Annotated in this window: 23 protein-coding genes; 2 read left to right on the top strand and 21 right to left on the bottom strand. The window is 59.6% G+C overall.

Features of this window, described 5'->3' with window-relative positions; translation table 11 throughout:
* Positions 1–105 precede the first annotated feature (105 nt).
* From QY049_RS20860 to QY049_RS20795, 14 genes are all read right to left on the bottom strand, one after another.
* On the bottom strand, positions 106–543 hold the full coding sequence (locus QY049_RS20860; RefSeq protein WP_301269945.1) for a VirK family protein: 438 nt from the start codon (positions 541–543) through the stop codon (positions 106–108).
* Between the two features lie 69 nt (positions 544–612).
* The gene (locus tag QY049_RS20855) at positions 613–924 is read right to left on the bottom strand and encodes a chorismate mutase (RefSeq protein ID WP_301269959.1); all 312 of its coding nucleotides are present in this window, start codon (positions 922–924) and stop codon (positions 613–615) included.
* Positions 925–1,055: 131 nt separating this feature from the next.
* On the bottom strand, positions 1,056–1,745 hold the full coding sequence (gene ureG, locus QY049_RS20850) for an urease accessory protein UreG (protein WP_301269944.1): 690 nt from the start codon (positions 1,743–1,745) through the stop codon (positions 1,056–1,058).
* The gene (locus QY049_RS20845) at positions 1,742–2,440 is read right to left on the bottom strand and encodes an urease accessory protein UreF (RefSeq protein WP_301269943.1); all 699 of its coding nucleotides are present in this window, start codon (positions 2,438–2,440) and stop codon (positions 1,742–1,744) included. The genes ureG and QY049_RS20845 overlap by 4 nt, the downstream gene beginning before the upstream one ends.
* Positions 2,441–2,465: 25 nt before the next feature.
* On the bottom strand, positions 2,466–4,169 hold the full coding sequence (gene ureC, locus QY049_RS20840; RefSeq protein WP_301269942.1) for an urease subunit alpha: 1,704 nt from the start codon (positions 4,167–4,169) through the stop codon (positions 2,466–2,468).
* 9 nt (positions 4,170–4,178) lie between these two features.
* Positions 4,179–4,517, bottom strand: a complete 339-nt coding sequence (locus QY049_RS20835) for an urease subunit beta (RefSeq protein ID WP_301269941.1) — start codon at positions 4,515–4,517, stop codon at positions 4,179–4,181.
* Positions 4,518–4,533: 16 nt separating this feature from the next.
* The gene (locus QY049_RS20830; RefSeq protein ID WP_367401198.1) at positions 4,534–4,836 is read right to left on the bottom strand and encodes an urease subunit gamma; all 303 of its coding nucleotides are present in this window, start codon (positions 4,834–4,836) and stop codon (positions 4,534–4,536) included.
* Between the two features lie 25 nt (positions 4,837–4,861).
* Complete coding sequence (locus QY049_RS20825) at positions 4,862–5,773, bottom strand: urease accessory protein UreD (RefSeq protein WP_301269939.1); 912 nt, start codon at positions 5,771–5,773, stop codon at positions 4,862–4,864.
* Positions 5,774–5,877: 104 nt separating this feature from the next.
* Positions 5,878–7,149, bottom strand: a complete 1,272-nt coding sequence (locus QY049_RS20820; RefSeq protein WP_301269938.1) for a beta-propeller fold lactonase family protein — start codon at positions 7,147–7,149, stop codon at positions 5,878–5,880.
* A gap of 63 nt (positions 7,150–7,212) precedes the next feature.
* Positions 7,213–7,794 carry a cytochrome P460 family protein gene (locus QY049_RS20815; RefSeq protein WP_301269937.1) on the bottom strand — a complete coding sequence of 194 codons (582 nt, stop codon included), beginning with the start codon at positions 7,792–7,794 and terminating at the stop codon, positions 7,213–7,215.
* 5 nt (positions 7,795–7,799) lie between these two features.
* Entirely contained in the window at positions 7,800–8,408 is a 609-nt protein-coding gene (locus QY049_RS20810; protein ID WP_301269936.1) for a cytochrome P460 family protein, read from the bottom strand.
* Positions 8,409–8,586: 178 nt separating this feature from the next.
* Positions 8,587–9,990, bottom strand: a complete 1,404-nt coding sequence (locus QY049_RS20805; protein ID WP_301269935.1) for an amidase — start codon at positions 9,988–9,990, stop codon at positions 8,587–8,589.
* Between the two features lie 13 nt (positions 9,991–10,003).
* On the bottom strand, positions 10,004–10,189 hold the full coding sequence (locus tag QY049_RS20800) for a hypothetical protein (RefSeq protein ID WP_301269934.1): 186 nt from the start codon (positions 10,187–10,189) through the stop codon (positions 10,004–10,006).
* 33 nt (positions 10,190–10,222) lie between these two features.
* Entirely contained in the window at positions 10,223–11,857 is a 1,635-nt protein-coding gene (locus tag QY049_RS20795; protein ID WP_301269933.1) for an amidase, read from the bottom strand.
* A gap of 101 nt (positions 11,858–11,958) precedes the next feature.
* Here QY049_RS20795 and QY049_RS20790 point away from each other — a divergent pair, with 101 nt between their 5' ends.
* On the top strand, positions 11,959–12,576 hold the full coding sequence (locus QY049_RS20790) for a sulfite oxidase-like oxidoreductase (protein ID WP_301269932.1): 618 nt from the start codon (positions 11,959–11,961) through the stop codon (positions 12,574–12,576).
* Entirely contained in the window at positions 12,563–13,324 is a 762-nt protein-coding gene (locus tag QY049_RS20785; RefSeq protein WP_301269931.1) for a ferredoxin reductase, read from the top strand. Before QY049_RS20790 ends, QY049_RS20785 begins: the two co-directional genes overlap by 14 nt.
* 521 nt (positions 13,325–13,845) lie before the next feature.
* Here the strand turns inward: QY049_RS20785 and QY049_RS20780 are convergent.
* The 7 genes from QY049_RS20780 to QY049_RS20750 all read right to left on the bottom strand — a co-directional run bounded on the left by QY049_RS20780 (position 13,846) and on the right by QY049_RS20750 (position 21,147).
* Complete coding sequence (locus QY049_RS20780; protein WP_301269930.1) at positions 13,846–14,616, bottom strand: SDR family oxidoreductase; 771 nt, start codon at positions 14,614–14,616, stop codon at positions 13,846–13,848.
* A 29-nt stretch (positions 14,617–14,645) separates the two neighbouring features.
* A complete protein-coding gene (locus QY049_RS20775; RefSeq protein WP_301269929.1) occupies positions 14,646–15,620 on the bottom strand; it encodes a zinc-binding alcohol dehydrogenase family protein in 975 nt (324 codons plus the stop codon).
* Positions 15,621–15,658: 38 nt separating this feature from the next.
* Complete coding sequence (locus QY049_RS20770) at positions 15,659–16,528, bottom strand: alpha/beta fold hydrolase (RefSeq protein WP_301269928.1); 870 nt, start codon at positions 16,526–16,528, stop codon at positions 15,659–15,661.
* Positions 16,529–16,669: 141 nt separating this feature from the next.
* Positions 16,670–17,638, bottom strand: coding sequence for an AraC family transcriptional regulator (locus tag QY049_RS20765; RefSeq protein WP_301269927.1), 969 nt, complete (start codon positions 17,636–17,638; stop codon positions 16,670–16,672).
* A 305-nt stretch (positions 17,639–17,943) separates the two neighbouring features.
* Positions 17,944–18,558, bottom strand: coding sequence for a response regulator transcription factor (locus QY049_RS20760; protein WP_301269926.1), 615 nt, complete (start codon positions 18,556–18,558; stop codon positions 17,944–17,946).
* 2 nt (positions 18,559–18,560) lie between these two features.
* Positions 18,561–20,207, bottom strand: coding sequence for an ATP-binding protein (locus tag QY049_RS20755; RefSeq protein WP_301269925.1), 1,647 nt, complete (start codon positions 20,205–20,207; stop codon positions 18,561–18,563).
* A gap of 325 nt (positions 20,208–20,532) precedes the next feature.
* Positions 20,533–21,147 (bottom strand): sensor histidine kinase, encoded by a 615-nt coding sequence (locus QY049_RS20750; RefSeq protein WP_301269924.1) that lies wholly within the window; start codon positions 21,145–21,147, stop codon positions 20,533–20,535.
* Positions 21,148–21,253 lie beyond the last annotated feature (106 nt).

The raw sequence follows: 21,253 nt of genomic DNA, 5'->3' as shown, positions 1-21,253 counted from the left end.
CGACGACTGCGCCTGAAGGTCGCTATGCCGAGATGGCCAACATGCCGCAAGCCGTCGGCAAGGTCCATTCCACTTCTCTGTCCAAAGGGTGAAGTCGTTTCGTAGCTACCAATGGAACGTCGCCGCTTTCCCGATCTCGCAATCAAATGAAGACTCCTTGAGCACTGCGAAATTGACCGCGCCAAGAGTTGCCGTACGGACTTCGATCTTCCCGTTTGCATGCACCCTGAACGACAGGAATTCTCTGACCGACTTGTCCGACCTCACCGTCATATGTGTCGTCGCGAACGCGATCGTTCCATCTGCCTGGATCATATATCCATCAAATCGGGTGCTCGCTTTGATTGGCGGCCCCGCGATATCCGCGCCGTGGACTTGACAAGCGGAGAGGTCGATCAGCATCCGGGGCTCCTTGCCCTCGAGGATTGCCTCGCTGAGCGCTGCATAATCGGAACTTTTGGGCTCGGCCGCGACTGCATCGCGCGTCAAGGAGGCCGATACGATCATCAGGGCAACGATCAAACTCGTGCAAAGGTTAGTCAAGCATGTCTCCCGAGTGTACAGGCTTCTTCTCATTTCATTGTTGATCGAGCACGTGACCACGTTCACAGGCTAGGTGGTTCTCGATCTGAATTTTATCGCCTCGTGATTGGCGACAACTTCGCGGACGATCAAATCGTGGAGCTTCTGAATGAATTCCGGGTCGAGCCCGCTCTGCCCGGCGAGGGCTCGCAACCGTTTCAACTGCGTTAATTCACGTCGGGGGTCTCGAGATGCCAATGCATGTCTGGCCTTGAAAAGTCCGATTGCATCGGTACACCGAAAGCGCTCTGCGAGAAGGTGCACGACCGCCGCGTCCAGATTGTCGATGCTGCGGCGTAGCTTCGCCAGATCGTCAAAACGCTCCTGATCATCATCCGTCATCGCAACTTTCCTCATTGCACGCGCACAGCTCCAGCGGCTTCTCAGACAGCACAATCCCGGCGGTCCACGTTCACGGATCGCGGCAGGATTACGAATGCCAAATTTCCTTACGGGCAGCGCAAAGGCCTCTGTCATCGACAATCATCCTCAGTCAACCTCACGGAGGACAGCCCGCCTTTGTGCAGAATAAAGTCTGCGATTTCAGCGACAGCCTGGCCGACCTTCATGTTGGAAAAGATGAACGGCCGCTCCCCTCGCATCCTCCGAGCGTCATTTTCCATGGTCGTGAGATTGGCGCCAACCATGGGAGCGAGATCGACCTTGTTGATGACCAACAAATCGGATCTCATGATCCCAGGCCCTCCCTTGCGGGGAATTTTCTCACCCGCAGCCACGTCGATCACGTAGATGGTCAGGTCAGCGAGTTCCGGGCTGAATGTGGCAGCGAGATTGTCGCCGCCCGACTCGACGAAACAAAGCTCAGCGTCCGGGAATTTCAAATTCATGTCGCGGATTGCTGCCAAGTTCATCGACGCATCCTCTCGTATGGCCGTGTGCGGACAACCACCCGTTTCCACCCCCACGATACGGTCAGCTGGGAGTGCCTGCGCGCGTGTCAGAATGAGCTGATCTTCCTTGGTATAGATGTCGTTTGTGACGACGTAGATCTGGTAGAATTCCCGGAGATGCTTGCATAAAGCCTCGATCAGCGCCGTCTTTCCGGAACCGACCGGGCCGCCTATACCGACGCGTAACGGACCATTCGTTGACGGAACGCCAGAAGTACGGAGCGAGCGGGCCGCGCCTGTGGTCGTGCTCATGAGCGAAACAACCTCGTATATTGCAGTTCGTGGGCGATGGACGCCAGCTCCGTCATCACACCCGCCGAACCAAGATCGTCGATAGTCTCGCGAGTTGCGATTTCACTCCGCGACAGGATCGCCTGCTCAAGCGCCGCGATGGCAAGCTGGCCGTCAGTTTGACCAAGCGGCACCAATCGCACGCCGGCACTGATGAGATTGGCGACGTAGCTGTGCAGGAATGCCGGAAGCGCAATGCCGACGGGCATCGCCAAGCGCGCCGAGCAGGCGCCGAGGATAACGGCCGATACAGGTGGGCATTTCGGATCCGAGAAAACATCCAGAATTCGATCCGGCCACACGCGACGCAGGGTTGCAAGATATGCACCCGACTGCTGTGCGGCTTCGAGCGCAAATTCCGAGGTCCCGCGCGACGCTGCGGCGAGTTCTGCCAGGTGCGGCAGCTTATCTTCCGCTGCCCCGATCACACGGCGATACGCTTCGATAAAGAAGATGGCCTCGTTCCGACCCGAGCCATAGCAAAGGTCGGCCTCGAGCCAGTCAATGAGGCTGCGGCGGCTGGTAACGTGGCCGGCCTCGACGGCCCACTCCAGGCCGTGCGAATAGCTGTACGCTCCATTCGGGAATGACGGCGAAAGCCAGGCCAGCAGTCGCAGCAACGCCGACGCAGATAGTTCGCGATTGTCGTCCGTCATGGCACCACCATGCAACATCAACTCGTCAGTACATGAAGTAGCGCTGCGCCATTGGAACGACATCCACCGGTGGACACGTGAGGATTCGTCCGTCTGCCCGTACCTCGTAGGTCTCGGGATCAACTTCCATCCGAGGCAGCGCGTCGTTGAGAATCATGGAATGTTTTCCGATCGTGCGTGTCCCCGAGACCGGCAGGAGACGCTTTTCCAGGTTCACCGATATCGTCGTTTCGAGCGAGGCTTTGCTCACGAACGTTACTGAATTCTTGGCAGGCGAACGGCCGAAGGCGCCGAACATTGGCCGGTAATACTCCGGCTGAGGCGTTGGTATGGACGCGTTGGGATCACCCATGATGGCGGCGACGATCATGCCCGATTTCAAGACCATATCGGGTTTGACCCCGAAGAACGCCGGGTCCCAGACAACGATGTCTGCAAGCTTCCCGACCTCGAGCGAGCCTATGTAGCGCGACATTCCCTGCGCGATCGCCGGATTGATGGTGTATTTTGCGACGTAGCGCCGAGCCCTGAAATTGTCGTTCTGTCCGGCCTCCTCCGACATCCGGCCGAACTGCTTCTTCATCTTGTCGGCGGTCTGCCAGGTACGCGTGATCACCTCGCCGACACGTCCCATTGCCTGGCTATCGGACGATACGATCGAGAACGCCCCGAGATCGTGCAGGATGTCCTCGGCGGCAATCGTCTCCTTCCTTATGCGGCTTTCCGCAAAGGCAACGTCTTCCGGGATACGGCGGTCGAGATGATGAGTCACCATCAGCATGTCCAATGCTTCGTCGAGCGTGTTCGCCGTATACGGGCGCGTCGGATTGGTCGAAGCAGGGATGATGTTGTTCTCGCCGCAGACCTTGATGATATCAGGCGCATGGCCGCCGCCCGCCCCTTCGGTGTGAGCAGCGTGGATCGTCCTCCCCTTGAACGCAGCGATCGTGCTCTCGACAAACCCACCCTCGTTCAGGGAGTCAGTGTGGATCATGACTTGCACATCCAGGTCGTCCGCAACGGAGAGACAGCAATCGATGGCAGCCGGCGTCGCACCCCAGTCCTCGTGCAGCTTCAGGCCGCAAGCCCCGGCTTCGACCTGCTCGACCAGGGCCTCGGGTACGCTGGCATTGCCTTTACCGAAAATGCCGAAATTCATGGGGAAGGCGTCCAGCGCCTCAAGCATGCGATGGATGTGCCACGACCCCGGGGTACAGGTCGTTGCTGTTGTTCCTGCGGCAGGTCCGGTGCCTCCGCCCATCATGGTCGTCACGCCCGAGAAAAGCGCCTCCTCGATCTGCTGGGGGCATATGAAATGAATGTGAGTATCCATCCCTCCGGCGGTGATGATCTTGCCCTCGCCTGCGATGATTTCCGTCCCCGGTCCAATGACGATCGACACCCCCGGCTGGGTGTCGGGATTACCCGCCTTGCCGATACCGGCGATGAGCCCGTCCTTGACCGCAATGTCCGCCTTGACGATTCCCCAATGATCCAGGATTAGCGCATTGGTAATGACTGTATCGACCGCTCCGCGCGCGCGCGTGAGCTGCGACTGTCCCATCCCGTCCCGAATGACCTTGCCGCCGCCGAACTTGACCTCCTCGCCATAGATCGTGAAGTCCTTCTCGGGCTCAATGAACAAGTCGGTGTCCGCCAGACGCACCTTGTCGCCAACGGTCGGGCCGAACATCTGCGCATAGGCTCTGCGGCTCATCGTGACGGACATCGTTCTCTCTCACTCATCAAGGCCAAAGGCGCCGGCACGCGATTCAAGAGGGCCCATCACGCCGCCGCTGAAGCCGTAGATGCGACGCGCTCCGGCAAACGGAATCAATGAGACTTCGCGTGACTGCCCCGGCTCGACCCTCACGGCAGTCCCGGCCGGGATATCGAGGCGACAGCCACGGGCAACGGCCCGATCGAACACGAGTGCAGCGTTCACTTCGGCGAAGTGATAGTGGCTACCGACCTGGACCGGCCGGTCGCCTGTGTTGGCAACGTCAATCGATCGTCCCGTCCTGTCGCGGTTCAGGACGATGTCGCCATCAGCCGGAATGATTTCCCCGGGAATCATGTCGCGCCTCCAGCTCCTATCGAATCGGATTGTGAATGGGGACGAGCTTGGTTCCGTCAGGAAACGTCGCTTCGACCTGGATCTCGCGGATCATCTCCGGAACACCCTCCATGACTTGATCGCAGCGCAGAAGCCTGCCGCCTTCCGCCATGAGATCCGCAACCGATCTCCCGTCGCGAGCGCCTTCCATGATGGCGTCGGAAATCAATGCGATGCTTTCGGGATAGTTCAGCTTGACGCCCCTCCCGAGTCGGCCGCGAGCAACGATCGCAGCAAGAGCGATCATCAGCTTGTCTCGTTCCCGTGGCGTCAGATTCAAGTTGGTCTCCCACTTTGCTGCGCTGTTAACAGGACCACATCTTCGGCACGCCGAAGGGACCTGTTCCCAGTTCGCGATCGAGCTGATCGAGGAAGCGGCGCAGACCCCGCTTGAGATCCGCACCGGCAGCTGCAGCAACGCGGACTACGATAATCGCGCCCACGAGGGTGACCCCGCACGCGCATCCCAGAGAGGCTGCGATCTGACGAAATCTTTCGAGCCGCGTCTCCATGCTCGGCCCGAAGTAAATCATTGTCGCGATCGCTCTCCAGTTTGAAAGCAAAGCCATTCTCCGCAATTGAGGGAATGTCTGGTCGCACGAAAGGAAGCCGTCCGCCCAGACGAGATGGCCGTCGACCCTGATGCGCCACGTGTCCAGAATATATCCGGCGATGACTTCTTCACCGCTCTCGGCGCGACCGAAAACCAGCCACTCCAGGGCCACCAGTTCAGCCCCCGGTCTCACATCGACCTCCGTCTGCCGCACGATGCGCGCGTTGTTGAAGACGATCGTCTCTTGCGGAAGCCATGCAAGTCGAGCACCCGTCTCCGCCCTCAACCGCGTCAGGATTCGGGCAGGACGGCCCAAAGCGCGATAGACCTTCTCCGCGGCCTGCGTGGTTATCGCGACCGAGGCCCCGTCCCGGGCAACAATTTCGATGTTAATCTCGTCGCCGCCCGCGACACCGCCCGATGTATTGATGAGAACGGTCTCCCTGTGTCGGCCATTGTCGACATGCGGAAACAAGAAGGCCATCGGAAATTTCCGATAAACGTCGCTGACCTTGGCGCCATCTCGGGCACCAGAGAATGCCACCCGCGCCGCACCCGCAGCGCGCTGCAAGTCGAATTTCTGCCCGGGGCCCTCTTTCTCGCCGATGTGACTGCGGCGAACGACTGATTTGTCGCGAGCGCGCTCGTGATTTGCTTCAAACATCCGTCTTAGAGCTCATGTCGCCCGCTTCCCGCGTTGGGCCAGAGAGATGCCGGACGTGGACCAGCGATGAGAACCACGCCCGGATCTTGTGTTAACGAACCAGATCAGAAGCCGGCGAGTCCCTGCGGGCTGTTGTACGGAATCTTGACACTGCCGATCTCCTTCAACGAGCCGTCCGACTGAGTGCTGTAGCCGACCAACTTCGAGGCGTTGCCGTAGATCTGATAGAGAAAGGCGCCGTCGGGGGTGAGCCAGCTATCGCTGGGACCGCTCGTCACGGTTCCGTTCAATCCCCTTGCTGTGCCGTCGCCGGGTACCTTGGGGCAGGCCGGATCGCTCGCAATTTCGAGACCGCCGCCGTTGAGGCGATAGCTGCTGATGTTGCTGTAGCCGAAATTCGTCGCGTAGATCATGCGATCATCGGGGGCAATCGCAAGCCAGCACAGCTCCGACGGCAGGCCTGCACTCGTATCGATCTTGACCAGCGGGCCAATCTTGATCGCGCCGTTCTTCTCGACGGTACAGATCGAACATCCGTCGCCAACGGCATAGCCGATCACGAAGGTATCCGGTCGCTTGTTCAGGAAGGCGATAAAGAACGGAGAACCGCCCTTTGCGTCATAGAACCTCGCTGTACCAAGCGAACCATCCTTCTGCAGCGCGAAAACGGCAAGGCCGTCCGGGTCCGGCGCATTCGAGGCAATGGAATGCAACGCGCCGCCTGCCCGCTGGACCCAAAGAATAGGCGAGCCGTCGGGATACAACCCAGTGTGCGCGATCGGCTCGTCGAATGTGGTACCGACCAGCACCATATCCTCGTTGGGCGAGACCACGACCATGGTGGAGACGCGATTCCGCTTGCTGTAGGTATTGACCGTGTAGCGCTCGGGCCGCGGCTTGAGCATGCCTTCTGCATCTACCGACATCAACCGAAGATGATCCGGTCCGAACGAGTGCAGAACGAAGAGCGTCCGTGTCGAAGGTGCAAAGGCGAGCGATTTCGCCGTACCACTCCTTCCATCGACTGGATTTCCGGTCGATTTCACGTCGAGCAGCTTAAGCTGCCCGTCGCTCTCCAAGCGAAAGCTCGATACGGAATTGTCTCCACCATTGGTCGCAAACAGAAAGCGCCGGTCGGATGTAATGATGACGCTACCCGCGCCCTCGAACGAATTGGGGGCGCTGTCCTGCCCGCTGATCGGCTTGAATTCGCCGGACCCGGCGCCACCAGTCTTGATGCGGGAAACCTCGATCAGCTTGCCGTCGACCTGTCGCGCGTAGTGGATGACCGCATTTTCAATCTCGTTGGTTTGGGTGTAGAGATGACCGGCCTGTCCTTTGGACATTCCCATCTCGTTGGTCGCCTCTTTAGCCATCTCTCGCTCCTCTAATGATTGGCTTTGGTTGAATCGAAAGACCTTCGATGGCCTGCGCCGGCGCTATGGCCTCAGCGGCGGGTATCCATCGACGTAGACCCAGTCGGACGCCTGCGCTGGAACGTGGCAGCCCTGACATTGATCCCTGTAATTGGTCGTGGTTGTCTTTGACCGATCGCCCGCGTCGAACCAGGACCATCCCCAGCCATCGCCCCACAGCGCGCTATCCGGATGCCTGTTCGCGGTGTCCTTCATCATCACGAACCAGCCCTTCAGGACATCGGCTCGGCTGACGGTGCCGGTCGTCATCTCGGCGGTGGCGGGCTTGAAAACCTCCTTGATCAACACCGCGCCATCCGGAAAGCGCTTGGTCTTTCGATAGCCATCGATCGTCCCGGGCGAGGCGTAGACGACGTGAACTTCCTTCGAGCCCTTGCCCTCGTCCGCCGCAATCGCCCAGCTTCCGAGGAGCTGATAGGTGGTGCGATAGTCATCGGGCACATGCAGGTGACCCTCTCGGTCGCTCGCTCCGGCGCCGGTCGCAATGCCATCGGCAGCGCTCGCCCGAAACTGCGACTGCCTGAGCGCGGCCCCGAACCCGATCGCCACGACCAGGGCGATACAGGCGATTCTGCGTAGCCTCATGCGCATTATCGCGCGTCCTTATTGTCCAGCAGCGGGTAGAATTGCGTCCAGACCTCATCCTTCTTGGCGTTGGCAATGTGGCAGTAGGCGCACTCGTCCTTCGACTTCACCTTGGCCATCGACGCCTTTGGTTCATGATGATTGAAGTTGAAGTACCCCCAGCCATTTGTCTCGGCAAAGCGTTTGGAGTCCTTGACGGTCACATCCGCTCCGTTCCACTTGCCTGGAAAGTACCCGCGTCCCGACGCTTCCGTCCGCGAACCGTCAGCGTTTTCCTGCGGCAACGTGAGCTGCAACTCCTTGAACAGGATCGTCCCCTCGGGGAATTCGCCGGTCTTCTTGTAGATCGCGTACGAACCCGGCTCGATGTAGACGTTGTGGAATTCCGGAAAGTTTGCCTGTCCCCCGTTGAGGGCATTTGGCGTCAAGGGTGAACCGACATAGACCCACTCGTGGAAATTCTTTGGCAGGAGCAGCTGTCCGTCCGCAGTGTATTGCGGCAGATAACGCGCAGTGCTCTGGGCGTTGCTGTCCTTCAGCGATCCGAAGAACAGCATCGTCGCAACCGCACTGCCCGCGATGACTACTGCTGCTGCCTGAGCTCCAACCCGCATAGCTTTCTCCCGCGATTGCGACCGAGCGCGCATGGCCTCGGCACGAATGATCTGTCGGGATCCGGGATAGCCAATCGCAACAAGATCTGCGCGTCGGCGATTGCCTTCTCTTTTTCTATCTTGATGTATTCGGCTCGGGCGTCGCCGCGCTGAGATCGCCGAAAAGCGCGCACGGCGATTAGGCGGCCAGACCCGCAATCGAGGGTGCCCTCAAGTGATGATCCGTACGGCTCTCAAATGCTTGCCCGACCCGCAGAATGGCTTCCTCCTCAAATGGCTTGCCGATAATTTGAAGACCGATCGGAAGCCCATCGGGCGCGAAGCCACACGGAATGGAAGCTGCTGGAAAGCCCGCCAGATTGAAGGGAGCGCAGAATCTCGCAGAGACCTCGAAGACCGTCTCCTCCTTTGCGCCAATCTTGCTCACAGTCTGGCCGACCTTCATCGCGGTATTCGGCAAGGTCGGTGTGACCATGACGTCTACGGTTTCCATGGCGGCGCGCAGTGACGACCTCCAGGCATGTCGGACGCGCTGCGCATTGATATAGGTTGTGGCAAGCGTCAGCTCGCCGGCCTCAAGCAGGAATCGCACATCGCTCGCGTACAAGTCGTCTTTCGACCGGAGGCTTTGCTGATGATAGGTCGCAGCTTCCGCCAGGGCGATGGCGAGCCACGAGTCGATGATCCCTTCCATGCTCGGGACAGTCAGTGGGACGATCGCCGCTCCCAGCTTCTCGAGCACAGTCACGGCTTCGCTGACGGCATGCGCCACCGCGGGCTGGACGTCATCGAAGAAGTAATTGCTCGGCACGCCGATGCGGATCCCCCTGACGTCGCCGTCCAGAGCCTTCGTATAGTCCGGCACCGGAAGGTTCCTGCTGCTTGGATCATTCGAATCGACCCCGCTCATGACTCCGAGCAGAACCGCGAGGTCTCTCACGGTCTTTCCCATCGGGGCGGGATGATCAAGCGACCAACCGACGACGGTGATGCCCGCTTTGCTCACGCGACCAAAGGTCGGCTTGATGCCGGCGACGCCATTCGCCGCGGCCGGCGTGCGGATGGAACCACCGCTATCGCTGCCTACGGCGGCCAGGCACAGCCGGGCCGCGAGGGCCGCCGCCGCGCCGCCGGTCGAGCCCGAGGGAATGTGGTCCAGATTCCACGCATTGCGCGTCGGGGGAGCGTCAAAGCCGAAGGCAAATTCATAAGTCGTGGTGGTTCCGAGCAAGATAGCTCCGGCGTCCCTAAGCTTTCGGATGACGGCGCCATCGGCCCGAGCGGCATAGTTTTCCCGTACCCGTGAGCCGGAACGGGTCTTGACGCCAGCGATGTCGTACAGTTCCTTGACCGCGATCGGGATGCCATGCAGCGGACCGCGATATTGGCCGTTGCGAATTTCGGCATCGGCTTGCTTTGCGGACGCCCGCGCCTGCTCAGATAGCACTTCGACAAATGCCTTGAGATGAGGATCAATCCTGGAGATCCGCCCCAGCATGTGCTCGGTGAGGTCGATAGGCGAAAGTGACCGGGACAGTATCGCTTTAGCTGCCCCCATAACGTCCAGACCGACAATGTCCATTCTTCAAGCTCCGTTATCGTGGATCAAACACGAGTGCCGGAGGCGATTCGATTGGCAGCGTGTCCGCTCGCCGAATGACTGCCGCTCTCGCCGACGCCACCAACGCAGCGATCCCGACTCGGTCCACCTCTGCGATGGAGAGGTCCACTGTCGCTGCCAGTTCGCTCACGATTGCCGGGTTGATCGGATCATCGCTCATTGAAAATCTCCGCCGCTCACAAGAACTCGTCGGTCACGCCTGGAGGGGGCGCTCACGGCAAATTCGGTAATTGTCCTGCCATGGCCGAAGCCGCTCGAACGCGGCGCTTGCCGCCAGCACATCCGAATCGGCATTTCTCCGGCCTATGATTTGCATCCCGATCGGAAGTCCCTCGGACAGGCCCGCCGGCATCGACGCCGCCGGATGTCCCGTAAAGTTGACAAAGTAGGTCAGGCACCAACCGATGAGGGGATCTATCTCCACGCCGTTGAGGGACGTCGGACCGATCGTATTTCCGTCGCTTGAATTATCGACCGGCGGACACGCGAGAGTGGGCGTGACGAGCAGATCGAACTCCTCGAAGACACGCTGGAAAGCATCGTACACCTCGGACCGGACGGCCCGGTCTCGAAAGAAATCGAGACCAGACATCCGATTGGTCCTTTCGACCCAATCCAGATATTCGGGCGGAAAGTCAGCGCGATGCTGCCCGAACAGATCGATGCCATCGCGCCTGATGTTCTCGATCGCCTGCAGGTTCAGAAGCATGTAAAGGCGAGACCAGACGTCGCTCAATTCCCGCTGCGAACGGGAGATGCCGAGCTTGACTTCCTGAACGTGAGCTCCGGCTTCCTCGAAGGCCATCAACGCGCGGCCAACCGTCTCCGCCACCTTTCCGTCGACTGGAAAGACATCCAGGTTGGGACTATAGGCAATCTTGAGACCGCGAATGGAACGTCGGGTCGCCGCCGTGAAGTCGACCGTCGGACCGGTCAGGCTGAAAGGATCCCGCGGATCATGGCCTGCGAGGACGTTCAAAGCGACGGCCGCGTCCTCGACCGTCCTGGTGATAGGACCTTCGAAGAGGAAGGGCGAATCAGCCGCGCCGAATGCGTTTGGGCGCACCAGGAACGGCACGCGGCCAAAGGATGCCTTGTAACCGTAGACGCCACACCAGGCGGACGGAATGCGTATCGATCCGCCGGCATCCGTGCCCTCTGCAATGGGCAACAGTCCATCGGCCACCGCTGCGGCACTGCCGCCGGAGGATCCGCCGGCATTCTTGGAAAGATTGAAAGGGTTGCGGGTTGGACCGAATAGGTAATTGTCGCAGGTTCCCCGGAAGCCCATGAGGGAGCTGTTGGTCTTGCCCAAAAACACTGCTCCGCCACGCTTCTCCATGCGCTCACAAAATGCGCAGTAGCCGTTCACGACGTGGTGTTTCAGCGCGCGGATGCCGCCAAGGCTCGCTGGCCAGCCCGGCTTGAAGTCGAACAGATCCTTGAGCGCCGACGGAATGCCATGCAGCGGCCCCAGCGGCTCGCCGGCACATAGTGCGCGTTCGGCCTCTTTCGCACTTGCACGGGCTCCCTCGAAATCGAGATAAATGAGCGCGTTGAGGCTCGGATTGCGCACTTCAATGCGCCGAATGAAGTCGTCGATCACTTCGACCGGCGACAACTCGCGCCGACGGATGCGAGCTGCCAATTCCTGAGCGCTGAGGTAAGCAAGCTCGTCCGAATGCAGCGTCCGCCTCACGTCCGACATCGTTACCTCCTGCTCGAACCACTCGAGATCGCTGGGCTCTAGATATTGAAATGAGCCGTGGCTGCGCATCCGCGATTGCTCTGTCTTTCTCGATCTTGATGCATTCTCCACAACGGCCATCGACAAGCCATCAACAGAGGTGCATCTGCGTTGGAGCGGGGTACACGGCACGCCGATATCGCGTCCGGACTACTGCGCGTCAGACATAAGGGCACGCATCCATGGACCAGCCTATTGTTTCCCGTGGCTTCAGATCAAAACGCCAGACTTTCGGGGCGGCCGAGTTGCCGCCCGGGCAGTATCTGACGACCGACTTCCCCGTGCTCTCCGCCGGACCGACACCGGACATCCGTGCCGCCGACTGGAAAATTGCGCTTCAACTTGGCGGAACGTTGCTTGGCAGGTGGACCTGGGACGAATTCGAAGCACTGCCCCAGACCACGATCAAAACTGACATTCACTGCGTCACGAAATGGACGAAGCTCAACACGGTTTGGCAGGGTGTCACGTTCGACGACCTTTTGAAGATGGTTGGACTGGAAGAACCACCCAACGCCTTTGTCATGGCGCATTGTGACGGCGGCTACACGACGAACCTTCCCCTTGCCGACCTGATCGGCGGAAGAGCGATGGTTGCGACCCGCTATGAGGGTTTGCCGCTCGCCCCGGCTCATGGAGGCCCAGCGCGGCTTCTTGTTCCTCATCTCTACTTTTGGAAGAGCGCAAAGTGGCTCCGGAGACTGCGCTTCATGGCCAAGGACGAGCCGGGGTTCTGGGAGTCGCGTGGCTATCACAACTACGGCGATCCCTGGAAAGAGCAGCGATATGACGGCGATTGACGCGCCTCAGTTTCGGTCCAGGATTGAATGGCAGGTCGGACGCGTGCAGGCTATCGTGGCCGAAACAAGCCGGGTGAAGAGCATCGTCCTGCAGCCCACCCGTTGGCCTGGGCACCAGCCAGGACAACACGTCGACATTCGCCTCACGGCCGAAGACGGCTATCGGGCCGAACGAAGCTACTCGATCGCGTCGCCTCCGACAGAGGAGCTCATTATGCTCACCGTGGAGCGGATCGAGGACGGCGAGGTCTCCTCCTATCTGCTCGATGAACTGCAGATTGGTGACGCTCTCGAGTTTCGCGGACCGATCGGCGGCCATTTTATCTGGAATCAAGCGGCCAATCGCCCGTTATGTCTTGTCGCGGGCGGCAGCGGGGTTACGCCGCTCATGGCCATGCTGCGTCACCGGCGAGCGTCGCGCGTCCCCATACCTGCATCGTTGATCTATTCAGCTCGTTGCCTGAACGACATCGTTTATCGGGATGAACTCGATGCGATGTCCGACGGCGATGCGGATCTGCGCGTGATCTATGCTCTTACTCGCGAGTGCCCTCGCGACTGGACCGGACATAAAGGACGGGTCGACGAGCTGCTGCTCGCGAAGAACAGCTTTGCGCGCGAGGAAGACCCCCTATTCTTTGTCTGCGGTCCCGCAGGGTTTGTTGAGAGCATCTCAAGCATGCTGGTGAAACTCGACTTTGATCCGCTCGCCATCAAGACTGAACGCTTTGGACCATCGGGAGGATAGTTGTCCCATGTTCAATACTATCTCTGACCTTATCATCGGCGGCGATCCAGCTACACACCTACTTCAGGCGCCCTTCGCATTTGACATCACCCTGACGAAAGTTCAGTGCGGCGCATGCTGTACGATGGTCGGCCTTGGCTCTCTTGTCGCAAGCGGAGGCGATCGGAGGCGATCGTAAGGTGCTCCAATTGTGGAAACGAGCTGATCAGGGCGACGCGCACACAAGAAGGACATCTGCTTGAGCTGAGCGGGGTGCGGTACCTGCGCTTCTGAACCTAGCCCTGGTTCGCATATCCCTGCGCGGCTGCGAAGCGGCCCGCCACCACGGAGCTCGCAGCGGCAAAGTCCCCCGGAAAGCGCCGGGCCTCCTCAGCGATCGACCGCTACGGAGAACGACTTCAAAACGCTCGGGGTGATGTATGCCATGCTCTGCCGTAAAAGCCGGTCACACGCAATCTGCGGCCGAATGGCATCAGGCCGTCCAAGCGCGTGATTTGCGCGCTCAAGAGCCCGCACCGAGCTCAAATCGATTTCACCTCGCCGCCGTCCATTCGTAAGGCCGCCCCGGTCATCCAACGGGCGCCGGGCGATACCAGAAACGCCAGCAATTCAGCGATCTCTTCCGGCTCACCGTAACGCGCGATGCCGGCATCCCTGGGGAACTTCGTGGTCGCTTCCTCGACCGTCATGTTATGAGAAGCAGCCCAATGCTCAAGATAAGAGCGGCGACGCCCCGTCATCACCGGGCCGGGCAGAACGCTGTTAACTTGCACCCCATCGCTAATCCCCTTGTCGGAGAACGCCTTTGCCAACGCGACAATCGCGGCATTGATTGTGCCTACCGCGGCATAGGGCGCTTTTGGGAACAGGGCGGAGTTTCCAGACATCAACACCACGGCACCCTTGGTTGCCATCAGCGACGGCCAAGCGGCGATGGTGAGCCGCCGAGCGCCGTGCAGCTTCAAGGCCAGTCCGGCTTCCCACTGTACGTCGGTCGTCTCGAACAAGTCGACCTGTGGCACCGCGCCTGCAATATTGAGGAGAGCATCGATGCGGCCAAAGAGAGCCAGAGTCTGATCGACAACAGCTTTCGCAGCGCGAGGTCCGGACAGATCGGCCTCGAGCACCAGAGCCTCTGCACCGACAGCCCTCACCATCGTTGCAGTGTCCTCCAGATTGGAACGATTTCGTGCAACGACAACAATGGCCGAGAAATCGCGTGCCAGGCGCACCGCAGTTGCGCGGCCGATGCCCTGGCTTGCGCCCGTAACGATAGCAACTGTCCTTGACATAGAAGATCCCCCAATGTGACTTTTGGTCGTCACTCGATCACGACGACCATCTTTCCGATCGCCTCGTTCGCTTCCATGACGCGATGCGCCTCGTGGATCTCGTCGAACCGGAATATCCGGGTTGGCTTGACATCGAGCCGCCCAGCCGCGGCGTCGGCGGCAATTTCTCCCAGAGGTACGTCGGAGAGAGGAAACCCGGGTGTCCCGAATACGAAGCTGCCGAAGAAGGTCAGATAGACCCCGCTTGCCATCTGCAATAGCGGGTTGAAATCGACAATCGGATCAAGTCCACCCAACCAGCCCGCAAGACATGATCGGCCTCCGCGGCGGAGCAGGCCGAGCGAATCGAGAGCGACCGTGTTGCCGACGAGATCCAGAACAGCATCTACCTGCTTCGCTTCGGGAAGATGATGTGAGAGATCGCGCCGTTCAATTTCGCAACGGGTCGCGCCGAGTTTCTCCAGCATGGCAAAGCGCTCCCGACTGCGGGTCGTCGCAATGACTCGCACGCCGGCATTGACCGCGAGTTTGAGCGCGGCTTGACCAAACGAAGATGTCGCGCCCCGGATGACGAGAAGCTCCCCCCTGCGAAGGGCCAGGTTGCGGAAGAGACATGTCCATGCCGTCGCAAAGGTCTCTGGTATGGCTGCGAGCTCTGCCCAGGGCAACTTCGAATCAAACAGGGCGACGTTCGAGACCGGAGCCAGCGTATACTCGGCATAACTTCCATTAATCGTCCGGCCGAGGCCGCCCATCAGCGCGGCCACCCTCGCTCCGACAGGGAATTCGCCGCCCGGACACGACTTCACGAGGCCCACGCATTCAATTCCACTGATAGGCGCCGCGTCGGCCCATTCGCCTCGGCGCATGTGCATCTCCGCGTGGTTAATGCCGAATCCCTTTACTTGGATGACGGCGTGACCGTGCGACGGCTCCGGTTCCGGAACATCCCGATAGACCAGGCTGTCCAAGCCGCCGAATTTTTCAAGGACGATGGCACGCATCATGTTTTCCTGTCGCTCGCTGCTGCAGGTGCATTCAGTCACGCGCCTGACGTTTGCCGAACAAGAAAATCGCGGATCACGACCGCGATCTCCGTTGCATGAGTTTCGAGGGCAAAATGGCCCGTATCGAAGAAGCGCACCTCCGCGTTTGCGATGTCGCGCTGAAATGCGTTTGCTCCCGCTGGTAGAAAGAACGGATCGTTCTTACCCCAGACAGCGAGAAAGGGAGGCTGATGTTTGCGGAAGTACGCCTGGAATTCCGGATACATGGCGACGTTGGTTCTGTAATCCGCAAACAGATCGAGCTGTATCTCGTCGGCTCCGGGACGCGCGAGATAGTGATTGTCCAAGGTGTATCCATCGGGGGAGACCAGGGAAATATTCGGCACCCCGTGAGTGTATTGCCAGGCCGTCGTTTCCGGAGAAAGCAACACACGCAGCGCCTCCCGGTTCTCCTTCGATGAATCCATCCAGTAGGCCTTGATTGGATCCCATCCGTCGCTCAGTCCCTCTTCGTAAGCGTTTCCGTTCTGCGAGATAATGGAAACGATCCGTTCGGGGTGGCGGACGGCCATTCGAAAGCCCGTCGGCGCGCCATAGTCAAAGACGAACAGCGAGAAGCGAGCGAGGCCTACGACTTCAGTGAACCGCTCGATCACCTGCGCCAACGCCGCGAATGTGTATGTGAAGCTTGCGTGGCCGGGCATATCGGACTGGCCAAATCCGGGCAAGTCCGGCGCCACAACCCGGAAGCGACTTGACAGGGCGGGGATCAGGTCACGGAACATATGGCCAGCTGTCGGAAAGCCGTGCAGCAACAACAGCACCGGCGCGTCGGTCGGTCCAGCCTCGCGATAGAATATCTTCAGTCCATCCACGTCAGCTTTGCGATATCGAATGCCTGTCATCCGCAGTCCCTTTCTGTTCGCCCTTCAACGCCTGTGCGGCTGCCAGAACGCCTAAATGATCATTCGCAAGCAGCGTTCGCGGACGTGCCGACTATTTCGCGGGTCGCAATGCCCTGGTTACAAGCCTCCCGGCGATCCGCTTCATTTGAGCTCCCTGCGATAATTGGTAGGCGTCCAACCCGTTGCTTTTCGAAAGGCCGAGCTAAAGGAGCTCGTCTGCGCATAGCCGAGACTGAGCGCGATGTCGGTGATCGAGGTCGCCCGATCAGCCAACCGCAATTTCGCGAACTCCATGCGTCGAAGCACCTGATATTGATAGGCCGGCATCCCGAAAGACCTTTTGAACGCTCGGCAAAAGTGGTGAACGCTCAGCCTGGCGAGCTCGGCGAGCTTGAGCAGGCAGACCTGCTCTCCCAAATGCTCTTCCACGTACTCGACGACGACGCGCTTCTGCCAACCTGCCAAACCTCCACGACTGACGGGTGTCGGCTCGCGAACCAAGTCGCCATCGGGCATTGAGAGCTCGTGGGCGAGCACGCCGCAGAGGGCTTCCAGATAGGGCGCGCACTCCGTTCCGCAGCTTTCTATAGCCTTCTTCAACTTGAAGGCCGTTTGCCAAACGAGCGCATCCTCGAAGTACACCCTCGGTAAAAACTGAGCGTTGGTGGCTTCCGATAGGCGAAGCGCAGCGGGATCGAAGTAGAGAAATGTCACCTCTGTAAAGGAAGCCGTTTCATGCCATTCCCGGTAAGCGCGTCCCGCCGGGACGAATGTCAGAAGGTGGTCGGAACCGCGAAGCTTCGAGCGACATACACCGTCGACGGATGCCTCCCCTCTTTTCCCGGCGCCTTCGTTGTAAAGTGCGAGAAGATGCCTCGACCCCTGAAAGCGAAATTCAGCCTTGTTGCCGCAAGGCAAGTGAACACTCTCCGAAACCCACCAACGCCGACCCATCTCGAGGCGCGTCACCGGATCGGCAGGGGTTATGCTAACTCTTGAATCGAGGGCGACTGTGGAAGACTTGACCGCCCGCGCTTCGCCTGCCAATCGCGCCGACGAAGCTGAGGCTGCGCCCCGTTGCTTGCTCTCACTTGAATTTGCTAGGTTCATTCCCATCATCGTCGCCCTACCTTGTGCTCCGGATGGCAGCGTTCGCTCATCAACGAACTTCGGTGCCGAGGGGATGCTTGGTTGCCTGTTCGCAGTTGTTGAAGCCGCAAGCTGCAAGGGCGGCATCGCTTCTCCGGCCAGGTGCGCTGCCAATCACTGGAAGCACCTCACAGGGAGAGCATGCTGTTCAACCGCCCTGTCAGCAATCTCACGGTTGTGCGGGCTCAGCCCATACCTAGGTATGGGTGCCGGGGCGTGAGTCGCGCCGGCGATTTCAGCATCGGCTGCTTGTCTAGCGCAACGCTCTATCGCTGGAGTTGAAGCGCCTCAGCCATTCGAACGAGCATCGCCGCCGTTCTTGCTCCCAACTTCCGCATGACGCTTCCGCGGTGCATTTTGACCGTAGCTTCACTGATAGAGAGTTCGTTGGCCACCTGCTTGTTCATCAATCCGGATGTCACAAGCGTCATCACCTGCCGCTCGCGAGCGGTCAGCAGCGAGAACTTTTCCTGCAATTGCGCAATATGTGCACTGTCGTCGCGTCGATCGATATCCTTTCGAATCGCGGCGGTGACGGCATCCAGAAGATCCTGGTCTCGTATCGGCTTGGTGAGGAAATCGACCGCGCCCAGCTTCATGCCTCTGACCGACATGGGGATGTCGCCGAAAGCGGTCATCAGGATCACCGGGATTCCGACATTGATCTTCGTTAGGTATTCCTGCAACTCAAGACCACTTGTTCCAGGCAATCTGACGTCAAGCACCAGACACGCCGGCGCATCCGATAGCTCGACCTTCAAGAAGTCCGCTGCAGACGCGTATAGCGCGACCTTGTAGTTCAATGATTCGAGGAGATCTCCGAGGGACTCGCGGACAGCGCGGTCATCGTCAACAATATGGACGATCCCGGATTGAGACACGTCTACTGGATTCTCGCCCCCCGAACTGCTTGGCGGCGCGGGAGACTGAACGTGAACCTCGCTCCGCACCTCCCGTTTTCTTCCACCCATAGCTTTCCTCCGTGAAGCCTGACTATCTTCCGGCAGATCGATAGTCCCAGACCGAGCCCGGCTCCCTTCGTCGTGTAGAGAGTCTCAAAGACCCGATCTCTATCGGCCGGATCGACACCCGTACCCGTATCCGCGATCGCAACCGAGATCATATCATCAGCGGTCCACGATGAGACGGTCAAAATGCGGTTCCCCTCTCCTACTTCGGTCATCGCCTCTATGGCGTTACGCACAAGGTTAAGAGCGACCTGCTGGATCTGCACTCGATCCGCCTCGAGACGAGGCGCCGTCCGGTCGAAATCCGTACGTACGACGACACCAGCTCGCTCGACCTCCCGCTTTGAAAGCAGAAGGACCTCCGCAACCGCGTCGTTGATATCGAATTCTGCAAAACGAACCTGGGCGCCTCGTACCAGGGACCTGACCCCTGTCACCACATCTGCGGTTCGGCGCGCCTGCCTGATAATGCGTGCAATCGATTTTCGCGCTTCCGCAGCCTCAGCGGGATCCCTGTCGAGCCACCGCGCGCAAGCCTCTGCGCTTGTGAGTATGCCCGTCAGAGGTTGATCGATCTCGTGAATGATGGAGCCAGCGAGTTCACCAAGCGAGGTCAGACCCGACGCATGCGCAAGCTCATTCCGCGCGTCTGCAAGCGCCTGCTCTGCCGCCTTCCGCTGTGAGATGTCAGTGATGATGCCCTCGAGCTCCAAATCTCCCGTTGGCCCCTCGTCGAATTGCCCAACAGCGACGACATGCAAGGATTTTCCGTCCCTATGAATGACGCGATATTCGTGAGCAAATGGCGATTTGGTGCTGATGGCCTCGCCAAGCGCCCGCTCCAACGCAGGATAGTCTTCCGGATGGATTCGACTTATGAACATTTCGAACGGCACCGGATTTACATCCAGATCAAGATCCAGGATGCGGTAGCACTCGCGCGAACCTCGGGAGAGGAGAGTCCTCGTATTCCAGCGATAGCTACCCATGCCACCGATCTGCTGACCTCTGACCATCCACATGTTGGTCTCACGTAGTGCCTCGAACAGCCGAACCGATTCGAACGAAATGGCGGCTTGACTGGCCAGCATCGAGATCACCCGCACGCACTGAGGCGTAAAGATGCCTACATCGTCGTCGGACTCGAGATAGATTACGCCGATTGCCCAATTCTGATGAACCAGCGGCACGCATAATTGAGCTATCTTGCCGGACGATGGCTTCGTCGCGTCAATGAGCGCCGAGCTCGTAGCTCCGGCAACCCTCACCACCGTCCCTTTTCTCCCGAGGACCTCTTCGGCGAGATCTTCAGGTAGACTGAATCGCGCGCTTTGAGGGAAGGAGGCAAGAAAGTTTGCCCTCTCGCGAGGGAAGCTCGCATCCGCCTTGGCAAGCATATCCCTTTGTCCGCTGAGCAGGATCGCGCCGCGGGTTGCACCGGAGTAGCTTAGCGCCTCGGCGAGGAGGGCTTTGGCCAATCCCTGATAGCTGATTTCCCTCGAGATGACCTGGAATGCCTTCGCGACCAGCTCAAGTTCGCTCGTCTCGCTTTCCCGGCTCATGCGAGTTGCCCCTAGTGACCGCTGGAGCCGTTCGGCGAGACGCGACGCATTCCGGTCGAGGTCGAGCGCTCCAGAGAAAGGGCCCTCATCAATAGCGGCGACATGCCGCTCTTCGCTACGCCTGCGCCATTGAGGTTGCAGGAGGAGCCCGCCCTGCAGTCCTGAGCGCGCAGGACAGGTGCATTGCATCTCGCGCAACTTTTCTCTGCACGCGCGTAGAAAATGCCCATGAGCATCCACGAAACCGCAGGCGACCCCGCCGGATTCATTTCGAACCTCGTTACACAGACTTTGGTTGGTGAAGGGAAGGAACAACGAACATCGATCAACCAACCTCGTGCCGGCCGGCCGTTGCGTGGTCCAGATCGACCAGCAACCGACAGACGAGACCGTCGCGCGCGAAGTCAAGATCGACCTCGGCGTTCGGCAAGGCCCTCTCGATCAGCTTCGTCCCAAAGCCTGCGCGGCCCGGCTTTCTAACACTTGGTCCGCCGCGCTCACGCCACTCTATCGCAAGGGCCTGCCCCGCGAGGTGGGGCGGCCGATCCCAGCTGATTTCCACCGCGCCTACAGCTGACGACAACGCGCCGTGCTTGCTGGCATTGGTTGCCAATTCATGAAAGATGACGTGCAGGGACAAGGCAATGTGCGGCTCCAATCTCACGTCAGGACCGGAGAGAAGGATGCAGTGGCGGTGCGACATCGCGTGCGGCCTGAGCGTGCGCTCTAGAAGCCATGCCAGCAACACCCGACGCTCTTGCGCGCCCTCAATCATCCGATAGGCGTCCGACAGGGCTGCGATTCGAGCCGAAAGTGCTAGACGAAGTTCGGAAGCAGTATCCGCGTCAGTCGTGTCGACGAAGCACAGAACGACGCTGAGGAGATTGCGCATTCGGTGCTGCAACTCCCTGACAACGAGCTCGAGCGTGTCGCTGCTCATTTGAACCGCCCGCCCACAACCCGTGTATCCAGTTTCGGCCTTGGCTGAGTATGTGTCAGTGCGCCTCATGTTCGGACCTACCATCTGTCTTGACGTTGGGAATTCA

This window comes from Bradyrhizobium sp. WYCCWR 13022, from assembly GCF_030435535.1.
Lineage (GTDB): Bacteria > Pseudomonadota > Alphaproteobacteria > Rhizobiales > Xanthobacteraceae > Bradyrhizobium.
This window is presented reverse-complemented; position numbering and strand designations above follow the sequence as displayed.

Excerpts from the sequence above, each read along its gene's own strand:
- QY049_RS20855 (WP_301269959.1), bottom strand. The coding sequence starts at position 924 with ATGACGGATGATGATCAGGAGCGTTTTGACGATCTGGCGAAGCTACGC.
- ureG (WP_301269944.1), bottom strand. The coding sequence starts at position 1,745 with ATGAGCACGACCACAGGCGCGGCCCGCTCGCTCCGTACTTCTGGCGTT.
- QY049_RS20845 (WP_301269943.1), bottom strand. The coding sequence starts at position 2,440 with ATGACGGACGACAATCGCGAACTATCTGCGTCGGCGTTGCTGCGACTG.
- ureC (WP_301269942.1), bottom strand. The coding sequence starts at position 4,169 with ATGTCCGTCACGATGAGCCGCAGAGCCTATGCGCAGATGTTCGGCCCG.
- QY049_RS20835 (WP_301269941.1), bottom strand. The coding sequence starts at position 4,517 with ATGATTCCCGGGGAAATCATTCCGGCTGATGGCGACATCGTCCTGAAC.
- QY049_RS20825 (WP_301269939.1), bottom strand. The coding sequence starts at position 5,773 with ATGTTTGAAGCAAATCACGAGCGCGCTCGCGACAAATCAGTCGTTCGC.
- QY049_RS20820 (WP_301269938.1), bottom strand. The coding sequence starts at position 7,149 with ATGGCTAAAGAGGCGACCAACGAGATGGGAATGTCCAAAGGACAGGCC.
- QY049_RS20815 (WP_301269937.1), bottom strand. The coding sequence starts at position 7,794 with ATGAGGCTACGCAGAATCGCCTGTATCGCCCTGGTCGTGGCGATCGGG.
- QY049_RS20810 (WP_301269936.1), bottom strand. The coding sequence starts at position 8,408 with ATGCGGGTTGGAGCTCAGGCAGCAGCAGTAGTCATCGCGGGCAGTGCG.
- QY049_RS20805 (WP_301269935.1), bottom strand. The coding sequence starts at position 9,990 with ATGGACATTGTCGGTCTGGACGTTATGGGGGCAGCTAAAGCGATACTG.
- QY049_RS20800 (WP_301269934.1), bottom strand. The coding sequence starts at position 10,189 with ATGAGCGATGATCCGATCAACCCGGCAATCGTGAGCGAACTGGCAGCG.
- QY049_RS20795 (WP_301269933.1), bottom strand. The coding sequence starts at position 11,857 with ATGGCCGTTGTGGAGAATGCATCAAGATCGAGAAAGACAGAGCAATCG.
- QY049_RS20790 (WP_301269932.1), top strand. The coding sequence starts at position 11,959 with ATGGACCAGCCTATTGTTTCCCGTGGCTTCAGATCAAAACGCCAGACT.
- QY049_RS20785 (WP_301269931.1), top strand. The coding sequence starts at position 12,563 with ATGACGGCGATTGACGCGCCTCAGTTTCGGTCCAGGATTGAATGGCAG.
- QY049_RS20780 (WP_301269930.1), bottom strand. The coding sequence starts at position 14,616 with ATGTCAAGGACAGTTGCTATCGTTACGGGCGCAAGCCAGGGCATCGGC.
- QY049_RS20775 (WP_301269929.1), bottom strand. The coding sequence starts at position 15,620 with ATGCGTGCCATCGTCCTTGAAAAATTCGGCGGCTTGGACAGCCTGGTC.
- QY049_RS20770 (WP_301269928.1), bottom strand. The coding sequence starts at position 16,528 with ATGACAGGCATTCGATATCGCAAAGCTGACGTGGATGGACTGAAGATA.
- QY049_RS20765 (WP_301269927.1), bottom strand. The coding sequence starts at position 17,638 with ATGAACCTAGCAAATTCAAGTGAGAGCAAGCAACGGGGCGCAGCCTCA.
- QY049_RS20755 (WP_301269925.1), bottom strand. The coding sequence starts at position 20,207 with ATGAGCCGGGAAAGCGAGACGAGCGAACTTGAGCTGGTCGCGAAGGCA.
- QY049_RS20750 (WP_301269924.1), bottom strand. The coding sequence starts at position 21,147 with ATGAGCAGCGACACGCTCGAGCTCGTTGTCAGGGAGTTGCAGCACCGA.